17 protein-coding genes, 1 other RNA gene and 1 pseudogene are annotated in these 19,301 nt (G+C 38.3%); 16 read left to right on the top strand and 3 right to left on the bottom strand.

Annotation, left to right across the window (positions count from 1 at the left end; all coding sequences use genetic code 11):
* Positions 1-36 precede the first annotated feature (36 nt).
* The 4 genes from LGQ02_RS17710 to eno all read left to right on the top strand — a co-directional run bounded on the left by LGQ02_RS17710 (position 37) and on the right by eno (position 4,955).
* Positions 37-1,224 carry a phosphoglycerate kinase gene (locus LGQ02_RS17710; protein ID WP_226515631.1) on the top strand — a complete coding sequence of 396 codons (1,188 nt, stop codon included), beginning with the start codon at positions 37-39 and terminating at the stop codon, positions 1,222-1,224.
* Positions 1,225-1,253: 29 nt separating this feature from the next.
* Positions 1,254-2,012 carry a triose-phosphate isomerase gene (gene tpiA / locus LGQ02_RS17705; RefSeq protein ID WP_226515630.1) on the top strand — a complete coding sequence of 253 codons (759 nt, stop codon included), beginning with the start codon at positions 1,254-1,256 and terminating at the stop codon, positions 2,010-2,012.
* Positions 2,005-3,543 (top strand): 2,3-bisphosphoglycerate-independent phosphoglycerate mutase, encoded by a 1,539-nt coding sequence (gpmI, locus tag LGQ02_RS17700; RefSeq protein ID WP_226515629.1) that lies wholly within the window; start codon positions 2,005-2,007, stop codon positions 3,541-3,543. The genes tpiA and gpmI overlap by 8 nt, the downstream gene beginning before the upstream one ends.
* 128 nt (positions 3,544-3,671) lie before the next feature.
* Positions 3,672-4,955, top strand: a complete 1,284-nt coding sequence (eno, locus tag LGQ02_RS17695) for a phosphopyruvate hydratase (protein WP_226515628.1) — start codon at positions 3,672-3,674, stop codon at positions 4,953-4,955.
* Between the two features lie 335 nt (positions 4,956-5,290).
* On the opposite strand, the gene LGQ02_RS17690 is transcribed toward eno, so the two are convergent.
* Positions 5,291-5,539 carry a hypothetical protein gene (locus tag LGQ02_RS17690; protein ID WP_226515627.1) on the bottom strand — a complete coding sequence of 83 codons (249 nt, stop codon included), beginning with the start codon at positions 5,537-5,539 and terminating at the stop codon, positions 5,291-5,293.
* A gap of 154 nt (positions 5,540-5,693) precedes the next feature.
* On the opposite strand from LGQ02_RS17690, the gene secG reads away from it, so the two are divergent.
* From secG to ssrA, 9 genes and pseudogenes are all read left to right on the top strand, one after another.
* Positions 5,694-5,924 (top strand): preprotein translocase subunit SecG, encoded by a 231-nt coding sequence (secG, locus tag LGQ02_RS17685; RefSeq protein WP_226515626.1) that lies wholly within the window; start codon positions 5,694-5,696, stop codon positions 5,922-5,924.
* 254 nt (positions 5,925-6,178) lie between these two features.
* Positions 6,179-6,886 carry an alpha/beta hydrolase gene (locus LGQ02_RS17680; protein ID WP_226515625.1) on the top strand — a complete coding sequence of 236 codons (708 nt, stop codon included), beginning with the start codon at positions 6,179-6,181 and terminating at the stop codon, positions 6,884-6,886.
* Between the two features lie 63 nt (positions 6,887-6,949).
* Positions 6,950-7,696, top strand: a complete 747-nt coding sequence (locus LGQ02_RS17675; protein ID WP_226515624.1) for an alpha/beta hydrolase — start codon at positions 6,950-6,952, stop codon at positions 7,694-7,696.
* Between the two features lie 44 nt (positions 7,697-7,740).
* A complete protein-coding gene (rnr, locus tag LGQ02_RS17670; RefSeq protein ID WP_226515623.1) occupies positions 7,741-10,065 on the top strand; it encodes a ribonuclease R in 2,325 nt (774 codons plus the stop codon).
* Between the two features lie 583 nt (positions 10,066-10,648).
* Positions 10,649-10,825 carry a hypothetical protein gene (locus tag LGQ02_RS17665; RefSeq protein WP_226515622.1) on the top strand — a complete coding sequence of 59 codons (177 nt, stop codon included), beginning with the start codon at positions 10,649-10,651 and terminating at the stop codon, positions 10,823-10,825.
* A 7-nt stretch (positions 10,826-10,832) separates the two neighbouring features.
* A pseudogene (locus LGQ02_RS17660) lies at positions 10,833-11,060 on the top strand (hypothetical protein); the annotation flags it as partial.
* 311 nt (positions 11,061-11,371) lie between these two features.
* Entirely contained in the window at positions 11,372-11,704 is a 333-nt protein-coding gene (locus tag LGQ02_RS17655) for a four-helix bundle copper-binding protein (protein WP_404802366.1), read from the top strand.
* Positions 11,705-11,818: 114 nt separating this feature from the next.
* On the top strand, positions 11,819-12,292 hold the full coding sequence (smpB, locus tag LGQ02_RS17650; RefSeq protein WP_226515621.1) for an SsrA-binding protein SmpB: 474 nt from the start codon (positions 11,819-11,821) through the stop codon (positions 12,290-12,292).
* A gap of 166 nt (positions 12,293-12,458) precedes the next feature.
* Positions 12,459-12,802, top strand: a transfer-messenger RNA (tmRNA) gene (ssrA, locus tag LGQ02_RS17645).
* A gap of 463 nt (positions 12,803-13,265) precedes the next feature.
* Here the strand turns inward: ssrA and LGQ02_RS17640 are convergent.
* Positions 13,266-13,676, bottom strand: a complete 411-nt coding sequence (locus LGQ02_RS17640; RefSeq protein ID WP_226515620.1) for an LAGLIDADG family homing endonuclease — start codon at positions 13,674-13,676, stop codon at positions 13,266-13,268.
* A 617-nt stretch (positions 13,677-14,293) separates the two neighbouring features.
* On the opposite strand from LGQ02_RS17640, the gene LGQ02_RS17635 reads away from it, so the two are divergent.
* Positions 14,294-15,409, top strand: coding sequence for an IS4 family transposase (locus tag LGQ02_RS17635; protein WP_226514820.1), 1,116 nt, complete (start codon positions 14,294-14,296; stop codon positions 15,407-15,409).
* A 292-nt stretch (positions 15,410-15,701) separates the two neighbouring features.
* Here the strand turns inward: LGQ02_RS17635 and LGQ02_RS17630 are convergent, their stop codons facing one another.
* A complete protein-coding gene (locus tag LGQ02_RS17630; protein WP_226515619.1) occupies positions 15,702-16,163 on the bottom strand; it encodes an SET domain-containing protein-lysine N-methyltransferase in 462 nt (153 codons plus the stop codon).
* A gap of 216 nt (positions 16,164-16,379) precedes the next feature.
* Here LGQ02_RS17630 and LGQ02_RS17625 point away from each other — a divergent pair, with 216 nt between their 5' ends.
* Together LGQ02_RS17625 and LGQ02_RS17620 are read left to right on the top strand one after the other, a co-directional pair.
* Complete coding sequence (locus tag LGQ02_RS17625) at positions 16,380-17,735, top strand: YheC/YheD family endospore coat-associated protein (protein ID WP_226515618.1); 1,356 nt, start codon at positions 16,380-16,382, stop codon at positions 17,733-17,735.
* A gap of 13 nt (positions 17,736-17,748) precedes the next feature.
* On the top strand, positions 17,749-19,122 hold the full coding sequence (locus tag LGQ02_RS17620; RefSeq protein ID WP_226515617.1) for a YheC/YheD family endospore coat-associated protein: 1,374 nt from the start codon (positions 17,749-17,751) through the stop codon (positions 19,120-19,122).
* Positions 19,123-19,301 lie beyond the last annotated feature (179 nt).

Below are 19,301 nucleotides of genomic sequence, written 5' to 3'. Positions count from 1 at the left end.
TCCCTTGTATTTAATAATTTAAGGAGGCATTCCGGGATGAACAAAATGTCAGTCCGCAATATTGATGTAAAAGGTAAGCGTGTTTTTTGCCGTGTTGACTTCAATGTTCCGATGAAAAATGGAGAAGTCACTGATGACACAAGAATTCGCGCAGCCCTTCCGACGATTCAGCATTTGACGGAAAATGGTGGGAAGGTTATTTTAGCGAGCCATTTAGGACGTCCGAAAGGGGAAGTTGTTGAGGAACTCCGTTTAGACCCTGTCGCAAAACGTCTTAGTGATCTTCTTGGCAAGGAAGTCATCAAAACGGACGAAGTTTTTGGTGATGAACCGAAGCAAGCAATTGAGCAGCTCGAAGAAGGCGGCGTTGTGTTATTAGAAAACGTCCGTTTTGAAGCTGGAGAAGAAAAAAATGACTCAGACTTAGCTACAAATTTTGCTGAGCTTGCTGATGTTTATGTGAATGATGCGTTTGGAGCGGCACACCGTGCTCATGCTTCAACAGAAGGAATCGCACACCACTTGCCAGCCGTAGCGGGTTTACTCATGGAAAAAGAGCTTGAAGTATTAGGAAAAGCCCTTTTAAATCCAGAACGACCATTTACCGCGATTATCGGTGGAGCAAAAGTTAAGGATAAAATTGGCGTGATCGATAACTTGTTAGACAAAGTAGATAACTTAATTATCGGTGGCGGATTAGCTTATACGTTTGTTAAAGCACAAGGTCATGAAATCGGGAAATCACTTTTAGAAGAAGATAAAATTGATCTTGCCAAACAATTTATGCAAAAAGCAAAAGACAAAGGTGTTAATTTTTATATGCCAGTTGATGCCACAGTTGCAGACGATTTTGGCGAACATGCAAATACACAAGTTGTTGATATTGACAGCATTCCATCTGACTGGGAAGCACTTGATATTGGACCAAGAACAATTGATGCATTCCGTGACGTTATCTTAAATTCAAAACTTGTGATTTGGAATGGCCCAATGGGGGTATTTGAATTAGAAAAGTTTGCAACAGGTACGAAGTCTGTTGCAAGTGCTCTAGCAGATGCACAAGATACTTATACTGTTATTGGTGGCGGTGATTCTGCAGCTGCTGTTGAAAAATTCGGATTTGCAGAAAATATGGATCACATCTCAACAGGTGGAGGCGCTTCCTTAGAATTTATGGAAGGAAAAGATCTTCCAGGTGTTGTGGCTCTAAACGATCAGGAATAAATCATTGTTTTTTACAGGAGGTACTTTAGATGCGTAAACCGATCATTGCAGGAAATTGGAAGATGAATAAAACGAAGGGTGAGGCAATTGAGTTTGTAAACGAAGTCAAGAGCCTTATTCCAGGAAAAGACGCCGTTGAATCGATTGTCTGCGTGCCAGATTTATTCCTTGATGCTCTTGTAAAGGAAGCAGAAGGAACAAATTTAGAAATTGGTGCACAAAACATGCACTTTGAAGAGAGTGGAGCGTTTACAGGTGAAACAAGCCCAGTAGCGTTAAAAGATATTGGTGTAAACTATGCGATCATCGGCCACTCTGAGCGTCGTGAAATGTTTGGAGAGACAGATGAGAGTGTCAACGAAAAGACGCTATCTGCATTTAAACATGACATAACTCCAATCGTTTGTGTTGGTGAAACACTTCAAGAGCGTGAAGCAAACCAAACAGCTGAAGTTGTGACAAAACAAGTGAAGGCTGCTCTAGAAGGATTAACTGAAGAACAAGTGAAGGAAACGGTTATTGCTTATGAGCCAATTTGGGCAATTGGGACAGGAAAAACGGCTTCATCTGAAGATGCGAACGATACGTGTGGCGTTATTCGTAACGTGATTAAAGAAAGTGTCTCTGAAGACGCGGCAAATGCTGTTCGTATTCAATACGGTGGTAGCGTGAAACCAGCAAATATTCATGAGCTACTCTCTCAATCTGATATTGATGGCGCTCTAGTTGGAGGAGCAAGCCTCGAACCGAAATCTTATCTTCAGCTAGTGGAGGCAGGAAATGAGTAAACAACCAACAGCTTTAATTATTCTCGATGGTTATGCCCTTCGAGATGAGGAGAAAGGAAATGCGGTAGCGCAAGCGAATACACCAAACTTCGATCGCTATTGGAATAAGTTTCCTCACTCTACGTTAACAGCGAGTGGTGAAGCAGTAGGGCTACCAGAAGGTCAAATGGGTAATTCTGAGGTAGGTCACATGAACATCGGTGCTGGCCGTATTGTTTACCAAAGTTTAACTCGTGTAAATTTAGCGATTCGTGAAGGCGAGTTTGCAGAAAATGATACGTTCCTTAATGCAATGAAGCACGTCAAAGATAAAGGGACGAACCTTCATGTTTACGGTTTACTTTCTGATGGAGGGATTCATAGTCACATTGAGCATATGTTTGCTCTCTTAGAGCTTGCAAAAGAGCAAGGGATTGAAAATGTGTACATTCATGGATTCTTAGATGGTCGTGATGTTGGACCGCAATCTGCTGAAACGTACTTACAGCAAACGGAAGAGAAAATCGGAGAATTAGGAATTGGTGAGATTGCATCTATTCAAGGACGATATTATGCGATGGACCGCGATAAGCGTTGGGATCGTGTAGAAAAGTCCTACCGCGCGATGGTTTATGGCGAAGGTTTGAAATATAAGAGTGCAGTTGAAGCACTACAAGACTCTTATAAAAACGAGATTCACGATGAATTCGTCCTTCCTTCTGTCATGACAAAAGAAGATGGTGAGACACCACGTGGTACGATTCAAGATGATGATGCAGTTATTTTCTTTAACTTCCGTCCCGACCGTGCCATTCAAATGTCTCAAGTTTTTACTAATAAAAACTTTGACGGATTTGACCGCGGGAATAAGTTCCCTGAAAATCTTCACTATGTATGTATGACACATTTTAGTGAATCGGTGGATGGGTTTGTTGCCTTTAAACCAACGAACTTAGATAACACGATGGGGGAAGTTGTTTCAAAAGCCGGGTTAAATCAATTACGGATTGCAGAAACGGAAAAGTACCCTCACGTAACGTTCTTCTTTAGTGGTGGTCGTGAAGAAACGTTTGCAGGAGAAGAGAGAGCTCTCATTGATTCTCCTAAAGTTGCAACGTACGACTTAAAACCTGAAATGAGCGCTTATGAAGTGACAGACAGGTTATTGGATGAAATTAATGCAGACAAGCATGATGTCATCGTCTTAAACTTTGCTAACCCTGATATGGTTGGACATTCAGGAATGTTAGAACCAACCATTAAGGCAGTTGAAACTGTCGATGAGTGTTTAGGAAAAGTCGTCGATTTAATTGTAGAAAAAGGTGGAAATGCTGTTATTACAGCAGACCACGGAAATGCCGATATGCTTGAAACAGATGAAGGTGGTCCGATGACCGCTCATACGACCAACCCTGTTCCTGTCATTGTAACGAAAAACGGAGCAGAACTTCGTAACGACGGTATATTAGGAGATTTAGCTCCAACAGTTCTTGAGTTACTAAATGTTGAACAACCAGCTGAGATGACAGGGAAATCATTAATTAAGAAGTAAATGTACCCACGATTTGGACAGAATGTTTGATGATAAGTGGATGTTTACATTTATATACAAAGGCTAAACATAGAAAATATCGAAAATAGATAAGCTCAAATCATATAACTTTAAGGAGTGAATGTTTCATGACAATTATTACAGATGTTTATGCACGTCAAGTATTAGATTCTCGTGGTAACCCTACTGTAGAAGTTGAAGTACACACAGAAAGCGGCGCTTATGGTCGCGCACTAGTTCCAAGTGGTGCATCAACTGGTGAGTACGAAGCTGTTGAATTACGTGACGGTGGAGATGCATGGATGGGTAAAGGTGTTTTAAAAGCTGTTGAAAACGTAAACGAAGTCATTGCACCTGAACTAGTAGGTTTCGATGCACTTGATCAACTTGGAATTGACCAATTAATGATCGAGTTAGACGGTACAGACAACAAAGGAAAATTAGGTGCGAATGCAATCCTTGGTGTATCAATGGCTGTTGCTCGTGCTGCTGCTGAAGCATTAGGTTTACCTTTATACGTATACCTTGGTGGATTCAACGCAAAAACTCTACCAACACCAATGATGAATATCTTAAACGGTGGAGAGCATGCGGATAACAACGTAGACATTCAAGAATTCATGGTTATGCCAGTTGGAGCAGAGAGCTTCACTCAAGCACTTCAAATGGGTGCAGAAATCTTCCATAACTTAAAGAAAGTATTAAAAGACAAAGGCTACAACACAGCTGTAGGTGACGAAGGTGGTTTCGCACCAAACTTAGCTTCAAACGAAGAAGCTTTATCTACAATCATTGAAGCGATTGAAGCTGCTGGATATAAGCCAGAAGAGGAAGTTGTTCTTGCAATGGACGTAGCGGCTTCTGAAATTTTCGAAGACGGAAAGTACAACTTAAAAGGTGAAGGTGTTGTAAAAACATCTGAAGAAATGGTTGCTTTCTATGAAGACCTTTGCTCTAAGTACCCAATCGTTTCAATTGAAGACGGCTTAGATGAAAACGACTGGGAAGGCTTCAAACAACTAACTGACAAGCTAGGTGACAAAGTTCAGCTAGTAGGTGACGATCTATTCGTAACAAACACTGAAAAGCTTTCTCGTGGTATTAAAGAAGGCATCGGTAACTCAATCTTAATCAAAGTAAACCAAATCGGTACATTAACAGAAACATTTGATGCAATCGAAATGGCGAAACGCGCAGGTTACACAGCCGTAATCTCTCACCGTTCTGGTGAAACAGAAGACAGCACAATTGCTGACATCGCTGTTGCAACAAATGCTGGACAAATCAAAACAGGTGCACCATCTCGTACAGACCGCGTAGCGAAGTACAACCAGTTACTACGTATTGAAGATGAGCTACAATACATCAGCCAATACGCTGGTAACAGTGCATTCTACAACTTAAACAAATAATTCATCGGTCATTTTTGACCATGAACGAATAGCAAAGGAGGACCTGGTCATAGCACCAAGTCCTCCTTCTTTTTAAGGTGAATTTTCGGGGACCAGGTCCCCGAAAATTTTGTGAACGGTTTTGTGTGGAAAGTTTATACGGAATTTTATTCACTTTTTCTCGTTTTTATTCATGAGTTGAGTCCTACAAAATTGAGTCAGACTCAGCCGACCCGGACTCGATTTTGTAGGACTCAATAATCAAGTAAAATAGAGGTAAAGAGAGAAATTGGAAGGTCAGACAAGACAACCAACTAACTAATGATCACAACAACTAATATTCCGAACATAGACACTCAAAGCCATGGATAAACGTTCTTGAGAAAGTAAAAAAGATAAAGGATGCATGAAATTGTATGTAGGATAATTCCGGCTTTTGCTGTGCTTTTAAATTGATCGGCGGTATCATACCCTTTAGCTCCTAAAAGAATTCCAATGATATTTAAAATGAAATTGAGTGGACCTAAAAAGAAATAGCTAAAAAAACTAATCACTCCTAATGTAAAGCTCCATTTAGCGAAACGATTACCTTTTTTTCTATCCATATCTCCTCTCCTTTCTCACTGAACTTATAATCTATTTATATTTTTTATCACGGACAAGTATGACGATCGTTCAAATATTCATTACATATTGCACACAATAGTATTTCATGGTATTATTTAAACACGTTTAAGTGTCGGTATGGAGGTGTAGGGTTTGCAAACTGTAGCATCAATTTTACTAATTATTGTTTCAATCTTACTTATTACAGTCGTATTATTACAATCTGGTCGAAGCGCTGGGTTATCAGGTGCCATCTCTGGTGGAGCTGAACAAATGGTAGGGAAGCAGAAAGCACGTGGCTTAGAAGCGGTTTTAAGCAAAGCGACGATTGTATTAGCAGTGCTTTTCTTCTTATTAACGATTGCAGTAGCATTTTACATGTAATAAAGATGAAGAACAGAAGCAGTGAGTTTATCCTTAAACTTACTGCTTTTTTACGTCTTAAAATCGTGGCACAGCCAACGACAGAAAAACAAAAAACTCATTCTATCATATACATATGAGTAATAGACCATATGTTGCATAGAGATTAAATTTGCAAACGGAAGGGCATAAAAAAGATAGAGACAATTGACAAGGTCATGCGACCATGATCATATAACATCCCGAATTTGTGAAGGCGGGGAGTGAATAAAAAAATGATTGGATGCTTATGTTTACACGGTTTTGCAGGTACACCAAAAGAGATCGATGTCATAACAAAACATTTTGAAAAGAAGAAGTGGCTCGTATATTCTCCTGTTCTTCCAGGACACGATGACATAGAAACGGGGTTAAAAAAAGTCACGTATAAAGAATGGGTGTATGCAGCGACCGTTGCTGTTGAAGAACTATTAAAGCGTTGTGAAAAAGTATATGTGGTCGGTTTTTCAATGGGGGGCATGATCGCAAGCTATATTGCTTCTAAATATCCAGTTGATAAACTCGTCCTCTTAAGTGCTGCAGCTTATTACATTAATCCAAAACAAATTGTTTCAGAAGTCACTGGCTGGGTTCTTGAAGGGATTCGAGGCAGTCTTGACGATGTTGAGCTATATAAATTTTATCGCGAAAAAATCAAAAAGACCCCACTAGTAGCAACGAAGGAATTTGCAAAAATGGTGAGGCAACTCCGACCATATTTAGATAACATAAAAGCACCAACATTAATTATTCAAGGTGAAAGTGATGGTTTGGTTCCTCGAAAGAGTGCTCAATATATATATGAACATATTCAATCTGAGAATAAAAAGCTTTTTTATTTTCCAAACGCCAAGCATTACATTTGGTTTGGGGACGAACGAGAAGAAATGTTAAAGGAAATCGAGCATTTTCTTTGCGATATGCCAGGTGAAGAAGCAAAATAGTATAGGTGATTATTGCCAAAAAATAAATTATGGAACAAGCAGCGAGAAAAGGAGTTAGTAACTATGAAAGTAAAGCAACCAGAACCATTTACTTTAGAAGGCGGCAACCGTGCTGTACTACTTTTACACGGTTTTACAGGGAACTCAGCAGACGTTCGGATGATCGGACGCTTTTTAAACGGAAAAGGATATACATGTCATGCACCGCACATGAAAGGTCATGGCGTACCACCAGAGGAACTTGTTCACACAGGTCCTGAAGATTGGTGGGATGATGTAGTCAATGCATACAATCATTTAAAGGAAATGGGCCACGATGAAATTGCTGTATGCGGTTTATCGTTAGGCGGTGTATTTTCCTTAAAGCTCGGGTATACACTACCAGTAAAGGGAATTATACCAATGTGTGCACCGATGTATATAAAAAGTGAAGAAACGATGTATCAAGGGGTTCTTGCTTATGCAAGAAAATATAAGAAATGGGAAGGCAAGAGCGATGAGCAAATCGAGGCTGAAATGGAAAAATTCCAAGAGACCCCAATGAATACGTTGAAAGCCTTGCAAAAGTTAAATCAAGAAGTACGTGAAAATGTCAATATGATCTATGCACCGACATTTGTTGTACAAGCACGTCATGATGAAATGATTAACACTGATAGTGCAAATATTATATATGACGAAGTGGAATCTGAAGTGAAAGACCTTAAATGGTTTGAAGAGTCGGGGCATATTATTACTTTAGATAAAGAACGGGATCAGTTGCACGAAGATATTTATGCGTTTCTAGAAAAACTAGACTGGAACGATTAAACATTCGTGTGCAAGTTCCCGCATGAAAGGAGCTGGCAAACAAGATGAGTATGACAAAAGACGAACTACTAGAGTATATGAAAAATGAAGCAGAGAAACCATTAGCAATTTCAGATTTAGAAGAAATATTTGGGCTTGAGGATTCAAGTCAATTTAAGGAGTTTGTGAAGCTGCTCAACGAATTAGAAGAAGCGGGTGAACTTGTTCGCACACGAAGTAACCGATACGGAATACCGGAAAAGTTAAACCTTATTCGTGGTGAAGTGATTATGCACCCGAAAGGTTTTGCTTTTGTAAAAACTGACGAAGGTTTCGATGATATTTATATTGCTAGTGCAGAGATGAATGGAGCAATGAATAAAGATAAAGTGCTTGTTCGTCTCCATGGCGATTCCAAGGGTGAAAAGCCAGAAGGAGCCATCATCCGCATTTTAGAGCGTGGTGTGACACGTACGGTCGGAACGTATGTTGATGATAAGCATTACGGCTTTGTTGTCACTGATGACAAGCGAATTCCAAACGATATTTTTATTCCGAAGAATAAAGAACATGGTGCTGTAGATGGGCATAAAGTCGTTGTCGAGATTACGAAATACCCTGAAGGACGAATGAGTGCTGAAGGTCAAGTCATAGATATTCTTGGTCATAAAAATGACCCAGGAGTCGATATTTTATCTGTCATTTATAAACACGGCTTACCTGGTGAGTTTCCTCAAGAAGTCATTGACCAAGCGAATTCAGTTCCTGATGAAATTGACCCGTCGGAAGTTGAAAACCGTCGTGACCTTCGTGATGAAACAATCGTTACGATTGATGGTGCTGATGCGAAAGACTTAGATGATGCCGTTCAAGTGAAAAAACTAGAGAACGGTAACTATTTATTAGGTGTTCATATTGCCGATGTGTCTTATTACGTGAAGGAAGGATCTCCGATTGATGAGGAAGCATTTGAGCGAGCAACGAGCTGTTATTTAGTGGACCGAGTCATTCCGATGATTCCGCACCGTCTCTCAAATGGGATTTGTTCATTAAACCCACAAGTTGACCGATTAACGCTATCTTGTGAGATGGAAATTTCGCCAACAGGTGAAGTCGTTAATCATGATATTTTCCAAAGTGTTATTAAGACAAACGAACGAATGACATATACAGATGTTCGTAAGATTCTTCTTGAAGAAGACGAAGAAGTGATGAAGCGTTATGAGGACCTCATTCCATTTTTTAAACAAATGGAAGAGCTTGCAGAGATTCTTCGTAAAAAACGGTTCGAACGTGGCGCGATTGACTTTGACTTTAAAGAAGCGAAGGTGGTCGTGGATGAAGAAGGGACACCAACAGATGTTGTTTTACGTGAGCGTTCGGTTGCTGAACGTTTAATCGAAGAGTTTATGCTTGCAGCAAACGAAACGATCGCTGAACACTTCCATTGGATGAAGCTTCCATTCGTTTACCGTATTCACGAAGATCCGAATGAAGAAAAGCTGAATAAGTTTTTAGAGTTTATAACGAATTTCGGTTATGTTGTTAAAGGAACCGCAAACTCTGTGCATCCACAGGCATTACAAAAGCTGTTAGAAGAAGTGAAAGGTGAACCGGAAGAAGCGGTAATTAGTACAGTGATGCTACGCTCGATGCAACAAGCGAAATATGACCCGGAAAACATCGGGCACTTCGGTTTATCAGCAGATTTTTATACACACTTTACTTCACCGATTCGTCGTTATCCTGACTTGATTGTGCACCGATTAATCCGCACGTACTTAATTGAAGGAAAAACAAGTGACAAAGTACAGCATAGTTGGTCAGAGAAACTTCCAGGCATCACGAAGCATTCGTCTGAAATGGAACGTCGTGCAGAAGACGCTTCTCGAGAAACCGATGAGATGAAAAAAGTACAGTACATGGAAGACAAAGTTGGCGAAGAGTACGAAGGAATCATTAGTGGGGTTACGAACTTTGGTTTATTCGTTGAGCTGCCGAATACGATTGAAGGACTTGTCCATGTCAGTTACTTAACCGATGATTACTATCGTTACGATGAGCAACATTATGCGATGATTGGTGAGCGAAGCGGGAATGTCTTTAGAATTGGTGATGGCATTGACGTACGCCTGATTAACGTTAATGTTGAAGAACGAATCATTGACTTTGAAGTCGTCGGCATGAAGCCACGTAAAGAGAAAAAACAAGATCGCCCACGTGTCATTGAAGGTGGAAACCGTAAATCACGTAAGAAAGATCGAAATCCAGACGGGTTGACCCTTGGCGGTAAACCGAAAAAAGATAAGAAGAAAAAGAAAGACCGCGGCGGGTTTTACGAAAATGCACCGAAGAATAAGCGGAAAAAGGGAAAGAAAAAGAGGAAATAGAATAGCTTAAGATCAGGACCACTCAAAACGAGGTGGTCCTGTTTTTTGCTTTTTTAATCGAACCCATAAAATCTAGCATGATATCAGCTCGAAGTAGTGAAAGTCTTTATTTCTAAGTTCGAAGTGCCACTTCAACTCTTTCATTGCACCATGTTGTGTCTTGGTTAAGTTAGAATAATTCTAAGTTACGGATAAAATGACATTTTCGCGGACAAAATGAGATTTTCACGGATAAAACAAAATGTTCGCGGATAAACAGAAAAAGTTACGGATAAAATGACATTTTCGCGGACAAACAGAAAAAGTTACGGATAAATCAAAATGTTCGCGGACAAACAGAAAAAGTTACGGATAAATCAAAATGTTCACGGACAAACAGAAAAAGTTACGGATAAAACAAAATGTTCGCGGACAAACAGAAAAAGTTACGGATAAATCAAAATGTTCACGGATAGACAGAAAAAGTTACGGACAAATCATAGTAGCTTAACAATCACCGAGCTTTCTTTAGATTAACCGAGGGAAAATATGGTAAAATCAGGGAGGGAGAAGTTATAAATAAAGAAAGGGTGGAGGAGAGTAAATGGATCTTTTCTTTTACATTACGGTTATTGTTGCTCTATCACTCATTTACTATGGCTATAAACATAAGGCAGAGCTTTCATTAAAAGAGAAAGAAATAGAACTTGAAGCAAAGAAGGTTGACCTCGAATCAAAAAAATTAGATTTTGCAAAGAAGAATCAAGAAGAACATATGTAACCTATCGTTTACAGTACACTTCGCAGCTGAAGTGTTTTTTTTCTTACCTGAATCCAATTCGAAAGGTGTAAGGGAGCACTCTTATCGATACGATAGTTTCGATAAAAAGTACCAAACCTTGAAATACACACGTCCAAAAGAATGCGCTGATTGTCCATTAGCTAACGATTCCCTATGCCAAAAGGTTTTCAAAATGAAGAATGACACAGACCTTCGCCGTTACAGCGTTCCTGCACCTGAACATGATATTAGATGCTAGAAGCAGTAGAAACACACGAAGACTGTCTCTTCCTCTAATAGCTTTGCTCTGATGTTTTATCAGTCGAGACAAATCGATGTATTCTCGACGAAGCAATGCTCTTTCCTGCGGGAATAGCGCGAGCTGAAGGTCCACTTCGGAAAGAAAAGAGTGTTCTTTCCAAAGTTAGCTGAAGCCGTGCCCGCGGCAAAGAAGACACCGTGAAAGCACTCACCTATTTGCCATAAACGTTTTAATAAAAGAAAGGGGTGGAATGCAGAGAGTAAGACTAGCTGGAGGTGAGTAATATGAATCATATGAACGCTCAACTTGAAGAAATATATGAAGCATTAGAAGATTGTGTGAGAGCTTGTAATCAATGTTACGATGCATGTCTTGAGGAGGAACATATTGATCATATGAGAGAATGCATTCGTACCGATCGCGAATGTGCAGATTTTTGTACTTTGACGTTAAAAGCTATTACTACGAATAGTCCATTTTTAAAAGACATGTTAGCACTTTGTGCGAAAATTTGTCGTGCGTGTGAAAAGGAATGTAGTAAGCATGACCACGACCATTGTAAAGTCTGTGCCGAAGCATGTCATACATGTGCAGAGTTGTGTGAATCATATAGTTAAAAGTGAAAGTAAAAGGCTGCTCTCATTGGAGCGGTCTTTTTCACGTTTAAATTGAAGACTATTGATACATTTGGTATCATATAGGAACGAGCGAATGAGAAAGGATGCAGGAAAATGGGAAAAGGAACTGAAGGAAGTCAAATCGCACAAAATAAAAAAGCCCGTCATGATTATCATATTGAAGAAACGTATGAAGCAGGACTCGTTCTAACTGGGACAGAAATTAAATCGATACGTAACCGTCGCGTCAATTTAAAAGATTCCTTTGCTCGTGTCAGTCGTGGAGAAGCATGGCTTCATAATCTACACATTAGTCCGTATGAACAAGGAAATCGTTATAACCACGATCCTGTTCGTACACGTAAGCTTTTGTTGCACCGTAAAGAGATCAATAAGCTGATCGGTTTAACGAAAGAGAAAGGCTATACGCTCGTTCCGTTAAAGATTTATATTAAAAATGGATTTGCAAAGGTATTGATTGGCCTTGGTAAAGGGAAAAAGAAATACGATAAGCGTGAGGACTTGAAGAAGAAGGCAGCTAAGCGTGACATTGAGCGTGCGTTTAAGGACAGTCAGTTAGGCCGTTAACGTAGGAATTGGAACGGTTGGTGCTCCTTACCATTTGACTGGATACGCACATGTGTTATAATTGTATTTGTCGTTAGGAAAAACAAGTGAATAATATAAACGATCTGTCCTAACTTTTCCATTATAGTTGCTGCGGGTTCCGCAACACACTTAATCATGGGGACGTTCTGGATTCGACAGGGATAGGTCGAGCTTAAGTGGCGAGCCGAGCTGGGTGTCCTCGTATAAAACGCCCATCGCCTATAGTTGGCAAAGAAGATAACAATTTCGCTTTAGCAGCGGCGTAAAAACCCTGCTAGCGGTTCCTCCCTTCATCGCCCATGTGAAGGATCAGGGACTCACTCTAAGTGGGATACGCCTAGAGCCTACCACCTGAAGGTAATAGGAAGAGATCAATCAGGTTAGCCACATGGAAGCCTGTCTGTCGGCCGAAGTGATGGCGAATCGCCAATAGACCGACTACGCTCGTAGAAGCTTAAGTATCGTTATCTCTGGACGTGGGTTCGATTAGTAAATAGTCGCCTTATGTGGCAACACATAAGTGAAAACTTGGCTTAATCGGGGAAACCTACCCTGTTATAAATAGTCGTTCAAAAATGAGGAAAAAAAGAGCCGAGAAGATCGAGGAAGCGAAGATTAGAGTATCAAAGCGTATTCCACATACGTGAGAAACGGATAATCAAGCTGACAAAGAGATTCGATAGCTATTTTTCCCGGAATTTTTGAACAACCAATAACAGAACGGCAATCCCGAGCGGTATGAGGAGTAATCCTTCAGCCGTGTATCGACTCATAGGCTGCCCAAGTGGTAGTACTAGGATGTACATTCCGCCTAATGATAGGCAAAACTATAATGTGCATAATACGCCAAGGGACTCAAGTTTTTTTGAGTTCAAGAGATAGTCAGTGCCATGACGAAAGCATGGAATCACATGTCCCACCGTCTCCACCATACATAATTATGGTGGTTTTTTTATTTTATTTTAAGAAAATCTTCCTCAAATTTCTGCTTTAATGTAAGTGCTTCCTGTGAATACTTTCCATTTCGTACAGTTACTTTCTCATAGTTATTTAAGATAAATTCAGCTCTTTGCTTTTTAGAGGATATTCTTAAATAGGGGTTAATAGATATTAATAAAGCGAAGACTTCTGCTTTCTTTTTTATTGTTAGTGTATAAGAGTCTTTATGACTATTCGGAGAATCGTTTTTCTTTGATGAAATTGAACCTCCTGCGATCGATTTTATGTATTCAAGTAGTTCTATATCTGTTGAAGCAATGGATATTAATGGTCTTCGACGTTCTCCAGTATGATTCCTAGTTAGGGTTATTGACCCTTCTCCATCAATGATTCCAGCTAGGTAAGCGGCTTCTAATTCTTTCAAGGAAACTTCCCCCCCATAACTAAAAAACTGATCTCTTCTTATCATTATAACCATATTAAAGAGTTATTTGAGTAAAGAACTTGCTCCAACGTGAGACTCTAAATCAGGTGAAAATGAATAATCTTGAAAAGTGAAATGACTGATCAATGGTAGTGCCAACGTTTTTGAACAACCCCGACACTTCTATTTTTTGAACAAAACAAATTGAACAGGCTTTAAATAAATACAAAGAAATTAAACGATAATGGTGCTTCCTCCTTGTCAAAAAGCAAAAGAAAATGATAGGAGAGCAGTCATCACATCTGCTTAACCTATCTTTTTTTTTATTTCAAATAACCTCATTTAACCGCACGACAATGTGGTGTTGTTGATCGGCACCATGAAGAGGCTGGTTTGCAAATATTATTTCGTGTCACTAAATTAATTAATAAAATTTATTATGCGAGCTTTAGAATTTTATCGAATGTATTTAATATCACTAGTGTTGCATTAATTTAGGCTAACTATTAAAAATACTCAAAATGTTCAATAAAGTTATTTTGTGCAAAGAAAAAGTCCTTTATAATGGATAAGTCAGGTGGTAATCCCGTCCAAATCCAATAATAAAGGACCAACTCATGGATAAGATTACACGAAAAACTTCATTTGGACAATGGTTTTCACCAATAAATCTTCGATTATTTAATGAACAGGTGAAAACATTGAAATTAGATTTTTATACAAAGAAACTTACGACAGAATCATTCTTGAAATTATTACTATACGCACAGCTAGAAGAGGTAGAAAGTCTCCATGCACTGAGTGATTGTCTCTTTGATGATCAACTACAAAAAGGGATTGATCTTGATTCCATCAGTATTTCTCAGCTTTCACGACGATTGAACGGCATGAATCCAGATTTATTTCAACAGCTATTTTTGGATTTAGTTGGGCAAATACATGCCAAAACACATTACACGAAACTCATTATGCCATTAAAGATCGTTGATTCAAGCACCATGCCGTTGAATTTAACGAATCATAGATGGGCAAAATTCCGCAAAACAAAAGCTGGTGTGAAGTTACATTTGCGACTAGTTTTTATGGAAAAAGGAGTTTCATACCCTGAAAAAGCCTTGATTACAACAGCGAAGGAACACGATCGTAATCAGCTGGAAGTCATGGTTGATGACAAAGAGTGCATGTACGTGTTTGACCGTGGTTATCTCGACTATGAACGCTTCGATCGTATGACTGACGATGGCTACTTTTTCCTGTCAAGGCTAAGGAAGAACGCTGTGATACGGGTAGTTGACGACTTTATACTACCTAAAGAATCATCTGTTTTATCCGATCAAATGGTCTTGATTGGAACAACGCAAAATCGTGCTGAAAATTACTTTCGTCTTTTAAAAGTGATTGATTCTAAAGGGAATGAACTGCAACTGATCACCAATCGATTTGATTTAAGCGCCGAAGAAATTTCAGAGATGTATAAATCACGCTGGGCAATCGAATTGTTTTTCAAGTGGATAAAGCAACATCTCAGAGTCAAGAAGTTCTATGGGCAAAGCGAATGGGCAATCCAAAACCAAATATTTATTGCACTGATTGTTTATTGTCTGCATGTACTCGCTCAAATTGAGACAAATAGTAGGATAAAAACCTTGCAAATTAGCCGTTATTTAAGGGCTGCATTGTGGAAATCAGCGCATATTTGGCTTCGAAAGATTGAAGGGAAAGCCATCCCTTAACAGAGTTTTGTCATTGTCGCACTAGTCTAATTGTAAATTAATTTCCAAATGGATGGAGCCACCTTTAATTGGGTATTTACCTTTTTGGCTCTGAGAAGGTTATACAATTAAACTGAAAATTACGACACTATTTATGCAACACTAGTGATTTAATATATCTTTAGACATGATCACAGGATATGGTGAGATTGATTTTCCTGGTCTCTTCATTTGTTGTGCAAAAAACTAGAGCGTGATGTTAAAACTTACTTCACTATAATAAGTTCGTATTGTTTTTCAGCGAATGAATACTTCAAGACCCTTGAAGAAGATCTGGGTTATTCATGTTTTTAATTATCAGATCAACAATATGTTTATTCAAATGATACGAGGACAATACATTTAACGGCAACCACCATGCTCCTTTAACATGCTTAATACATTTAGCGCTATTACAATGACAAACAAAATGTCTAGCCATATCCCACTCAGTAGTAGGGTAAAAATAATTTAGTTCTTCTCCTGGATAAATATCTTTTTCTGTATATACTAAGCCTTTCTCTGTATTGACAATCAAATTTGGATCACAACTATGATTGAGCAAAACAAGGAAAGATTCCGCAAGATAATGTCTATCCAGTCCAACTTGAATGGTTTGATAGGTCTTTTCTTCTTGATAATAACTTGGATCAAATGAAAACAATTTGGTGCCTGCATGAATCAATTCAGTTGCAATAAGACACTTTCCTGACTCTTCTTCTGAAACCTTGTACATATGATTAACACCTCACTGTTGAATTTAAGGAACAATTATTTGTTACAATATATTGAACTTGAAAAATTGTGTGTGGATTCATTCCTCAAATTTTAATAAGGACAAGTTGTTTAAAGTCCAGTTAGTTTTTGGGCACAGTTTTATCACTATGAGGTACATTATGCATACAATAGGACGAAAGCTCTTTGAATATATGGTTTAGGGAGACTGATTCCTATGTATAGAAAATCGATACAGGTTGTTGTAAAAACTAGAAATAAATCATCTTTAAAAATATTAGTGCCAGAAAAGATTTATAAAATGCTAGATAGTAATCAGCAATTATCACTAAAGGTTGGCATGATGGAATTGGATGTGAAATGCGGGAAAAACATTACTCAAAATAATATTAAGGTACCTCGTCATATTGCGAAAAAAATGGGGCTGTACGATGGGATGGAAGCAAACCTTACTGTCAAAAATAATAAGTTATGTCTTGGCCCCGTAATAGGGGTTTTTGTAAGTAACGGACAAGTGCGGAAGGCTAATAGTCAAAAGCCCATTTTCAGGCTAGTAGAGTTGATGCGTGCAAATAAAGAGGCGAAAGCTATTCTTTATTGGTTTTCGGTCAAGGATGTTGATTTTAATAAGAAAATAATACATGGTACTTATTATCATGCCAGTCAAAAACGTTGGAGGAAGAGCACTTTCCCATTTCCCGATGTGTTATATGACCGGGGAGGCGGAACACTTAGTACACAACAAACAATATCCAACAAAATTAGGAGGAACCTAGAAACAAACAAAGAACTAATAAGAATTAACCCCACATATTACTTTGATAAGTTTGAGGTGTATGAGCGTCTTAAGAATCATAAGGAAATTGAAGCTTATTTGCCGCATACTGTTTTGTATAAAAATCAGGATGATCTGCAAGCGATGTTTGAGGTCTCATCCACAGTTTATATTAAGGATTGTTTAGGGAATAATGGTGTAGGTGTTGGCAGAATCAAGAAGCAATTCAACAACAACTATGAATATAGCTACTACAAGGATCATTTATGCAAGGTCAATTTTGATTCTTTTAGTGACCTGGTAAAAGAGTTAAATGATCTAACTAATGGGAAAAAGTTCTTATTACAAAATGCAATAGATGTTATGGAGGCAGACAATGGAAATGTAGACTTACGGGCAACTGTTCAAAGAAATAGAGAAGGCCAGTTAGTTGTAGGTGCTTGTCCTGTTCGTGTAGGTATAGAAGGAAGCCCAGTTACAAGTACTAAATCTGGTGCATTAGTATATTGCTTTGATGATTTTTTCAGAGAAGAATTAAATTTCAAGGATGAAGACATTGTTAAGCTTAGAAAGAGAACTGAAGAATTTCTACTTGAAATTTGTCGTTATATTGAAATAGAATATGGAACGTTTGGAGACATTGGAATAGACTTTGCTATTGATAAAAGTCAGAATTTTTGGTTTATTGAGTGCAATGCAAAGCCTGGAAAAGACGCATTATACTGTGCTTATGATGATGAAACTGTCAAAGAGGCTTTTCTTAATCCATTAGAGTATGGAAAATATTTATGGGAATAAGGGAGGGTCAATTATGGAAATGAAAGTTAAGCTTAATTGGTTAGAAGAGAGTAACAAGAACAATGTTTGTCTTTTATCTAAAAAAATATTTAGATTATTAAAGCTTTCAGAAAAAGTGGAATATAGCCTTTTCATTGGGCAGAAACGAAGAAAGGTTTATTTCAAACCGACTGAACATACGGAAGATTGTATATACCTTATACCACAACTATTTGACCCTTCATTAACAAAAGAGGATTTAGCTGGTTTTGAGGGTTATAGGATTAACCTTTGGGTGAAGGGGGAAGATCTTCACCTAGGTCCAGTACTTGGTATATTTGTAAAACCTAAACGTCTACAAAAACCCCTATATAAAAATACGGTTTTAGGACATATGGAAGCGGGGTTAGCGGAAGGGTTTTTATGTTATTTTTTCTCCATAGATAGTGTTGATTGGGAAAAGAGTAGAATTAAGGGATTTACATTACTTCCTGGGACGGATAAATGGACATTTAGATGGTTTCCAATTCCTGATGTTATCTATGATAGAGGTGCTGGTTTCAATACTTCCGAGAAGGCCAAAGTTAAGGAAATACGTGAGAAGCTAAGGGAGGAATTAAAGGTACCGTTTATTAATAACCTGGATCAAATCGGTAAATGGAAAACGTACAGCCAGTTATCAAAATATGAAGAGGTTACTGAATACTTCCCCATGACCATTCGTTATAAAAACTTTAATGATTTGTTGATCATGCTAAAACAGCATGGTTTCATTTTCTTAAAAGCCATTTACGGCAGCAAAGGCAAGCAAGTGATGTCAATTGAAAAAATTGATAAGAAATATAAACTTATTTTTTTAACGGATCATATGCAGGAGCTTGTATTAAATGATGTTAAAGAGTTAAGAGAACATATAATGGATTATACTAGTGACAAGAAATACGTTATACAGGAAGGCATTCGGTTGCTTAAATACAAAGAACGACTTTTTGACATGAGGATACTAGTGATTAAAGATAAGATGGGACGTTGGAGAGCTATAAGTAATTATGTGAAAATAGCAAAGTCACGTTTTTCCATCACAAACTACTCACTTGGTGGAGAATGTGACTTGTATGAAAATATTTATCCAAATTTGAGCAGTCCGCTTTCCAATAGAAGCATTCCTGATTATGAAGATATAGCATCGGCAGCTACAAAGATTGCGGAAATCATCGACAAAGAATTTGGCACATTTGGAGAACTAGGAATCGATATGGGAATAGATGAACATGGGAAGTTATGGTTAATTGAAGTTAATACAAAGCCTGATAAAGATCTTGTAGATGGACTTGATGACTTTAATGATATCAATCCCCAATATTCAGCTATATTTGAATATACTAAATACATTTGTCAGTCTAAATAGTGTACATTTTAAAGAGTGGTTTCAAAGTTGTGTGTTGGGCTTTAGAAGCACTCTTTTTTTCATGTAAAGGATCTATAGAGCGAGCCTAGGTCACATCCGATAATGACACTAAATTAAAATGATTTTGTGTAGCTTTGTGTTGCATTTGATAAGCATTGATATTAGGTATAGATTCAGTT

Source organism: Bacillus shivajii, from assembly GCF_020519665.1.
Classification (GTDB): Bacteria; Bacillota; Bacilli; order Bacillales; family Salisediminibacteriaceae; genus Bacillus_CA; species Bacillus_CA shivajii.
Note: the sequence above shows the minus strand (reverse complement) of the source record. Positions and strands in the feature narration are given on the sequence as shown.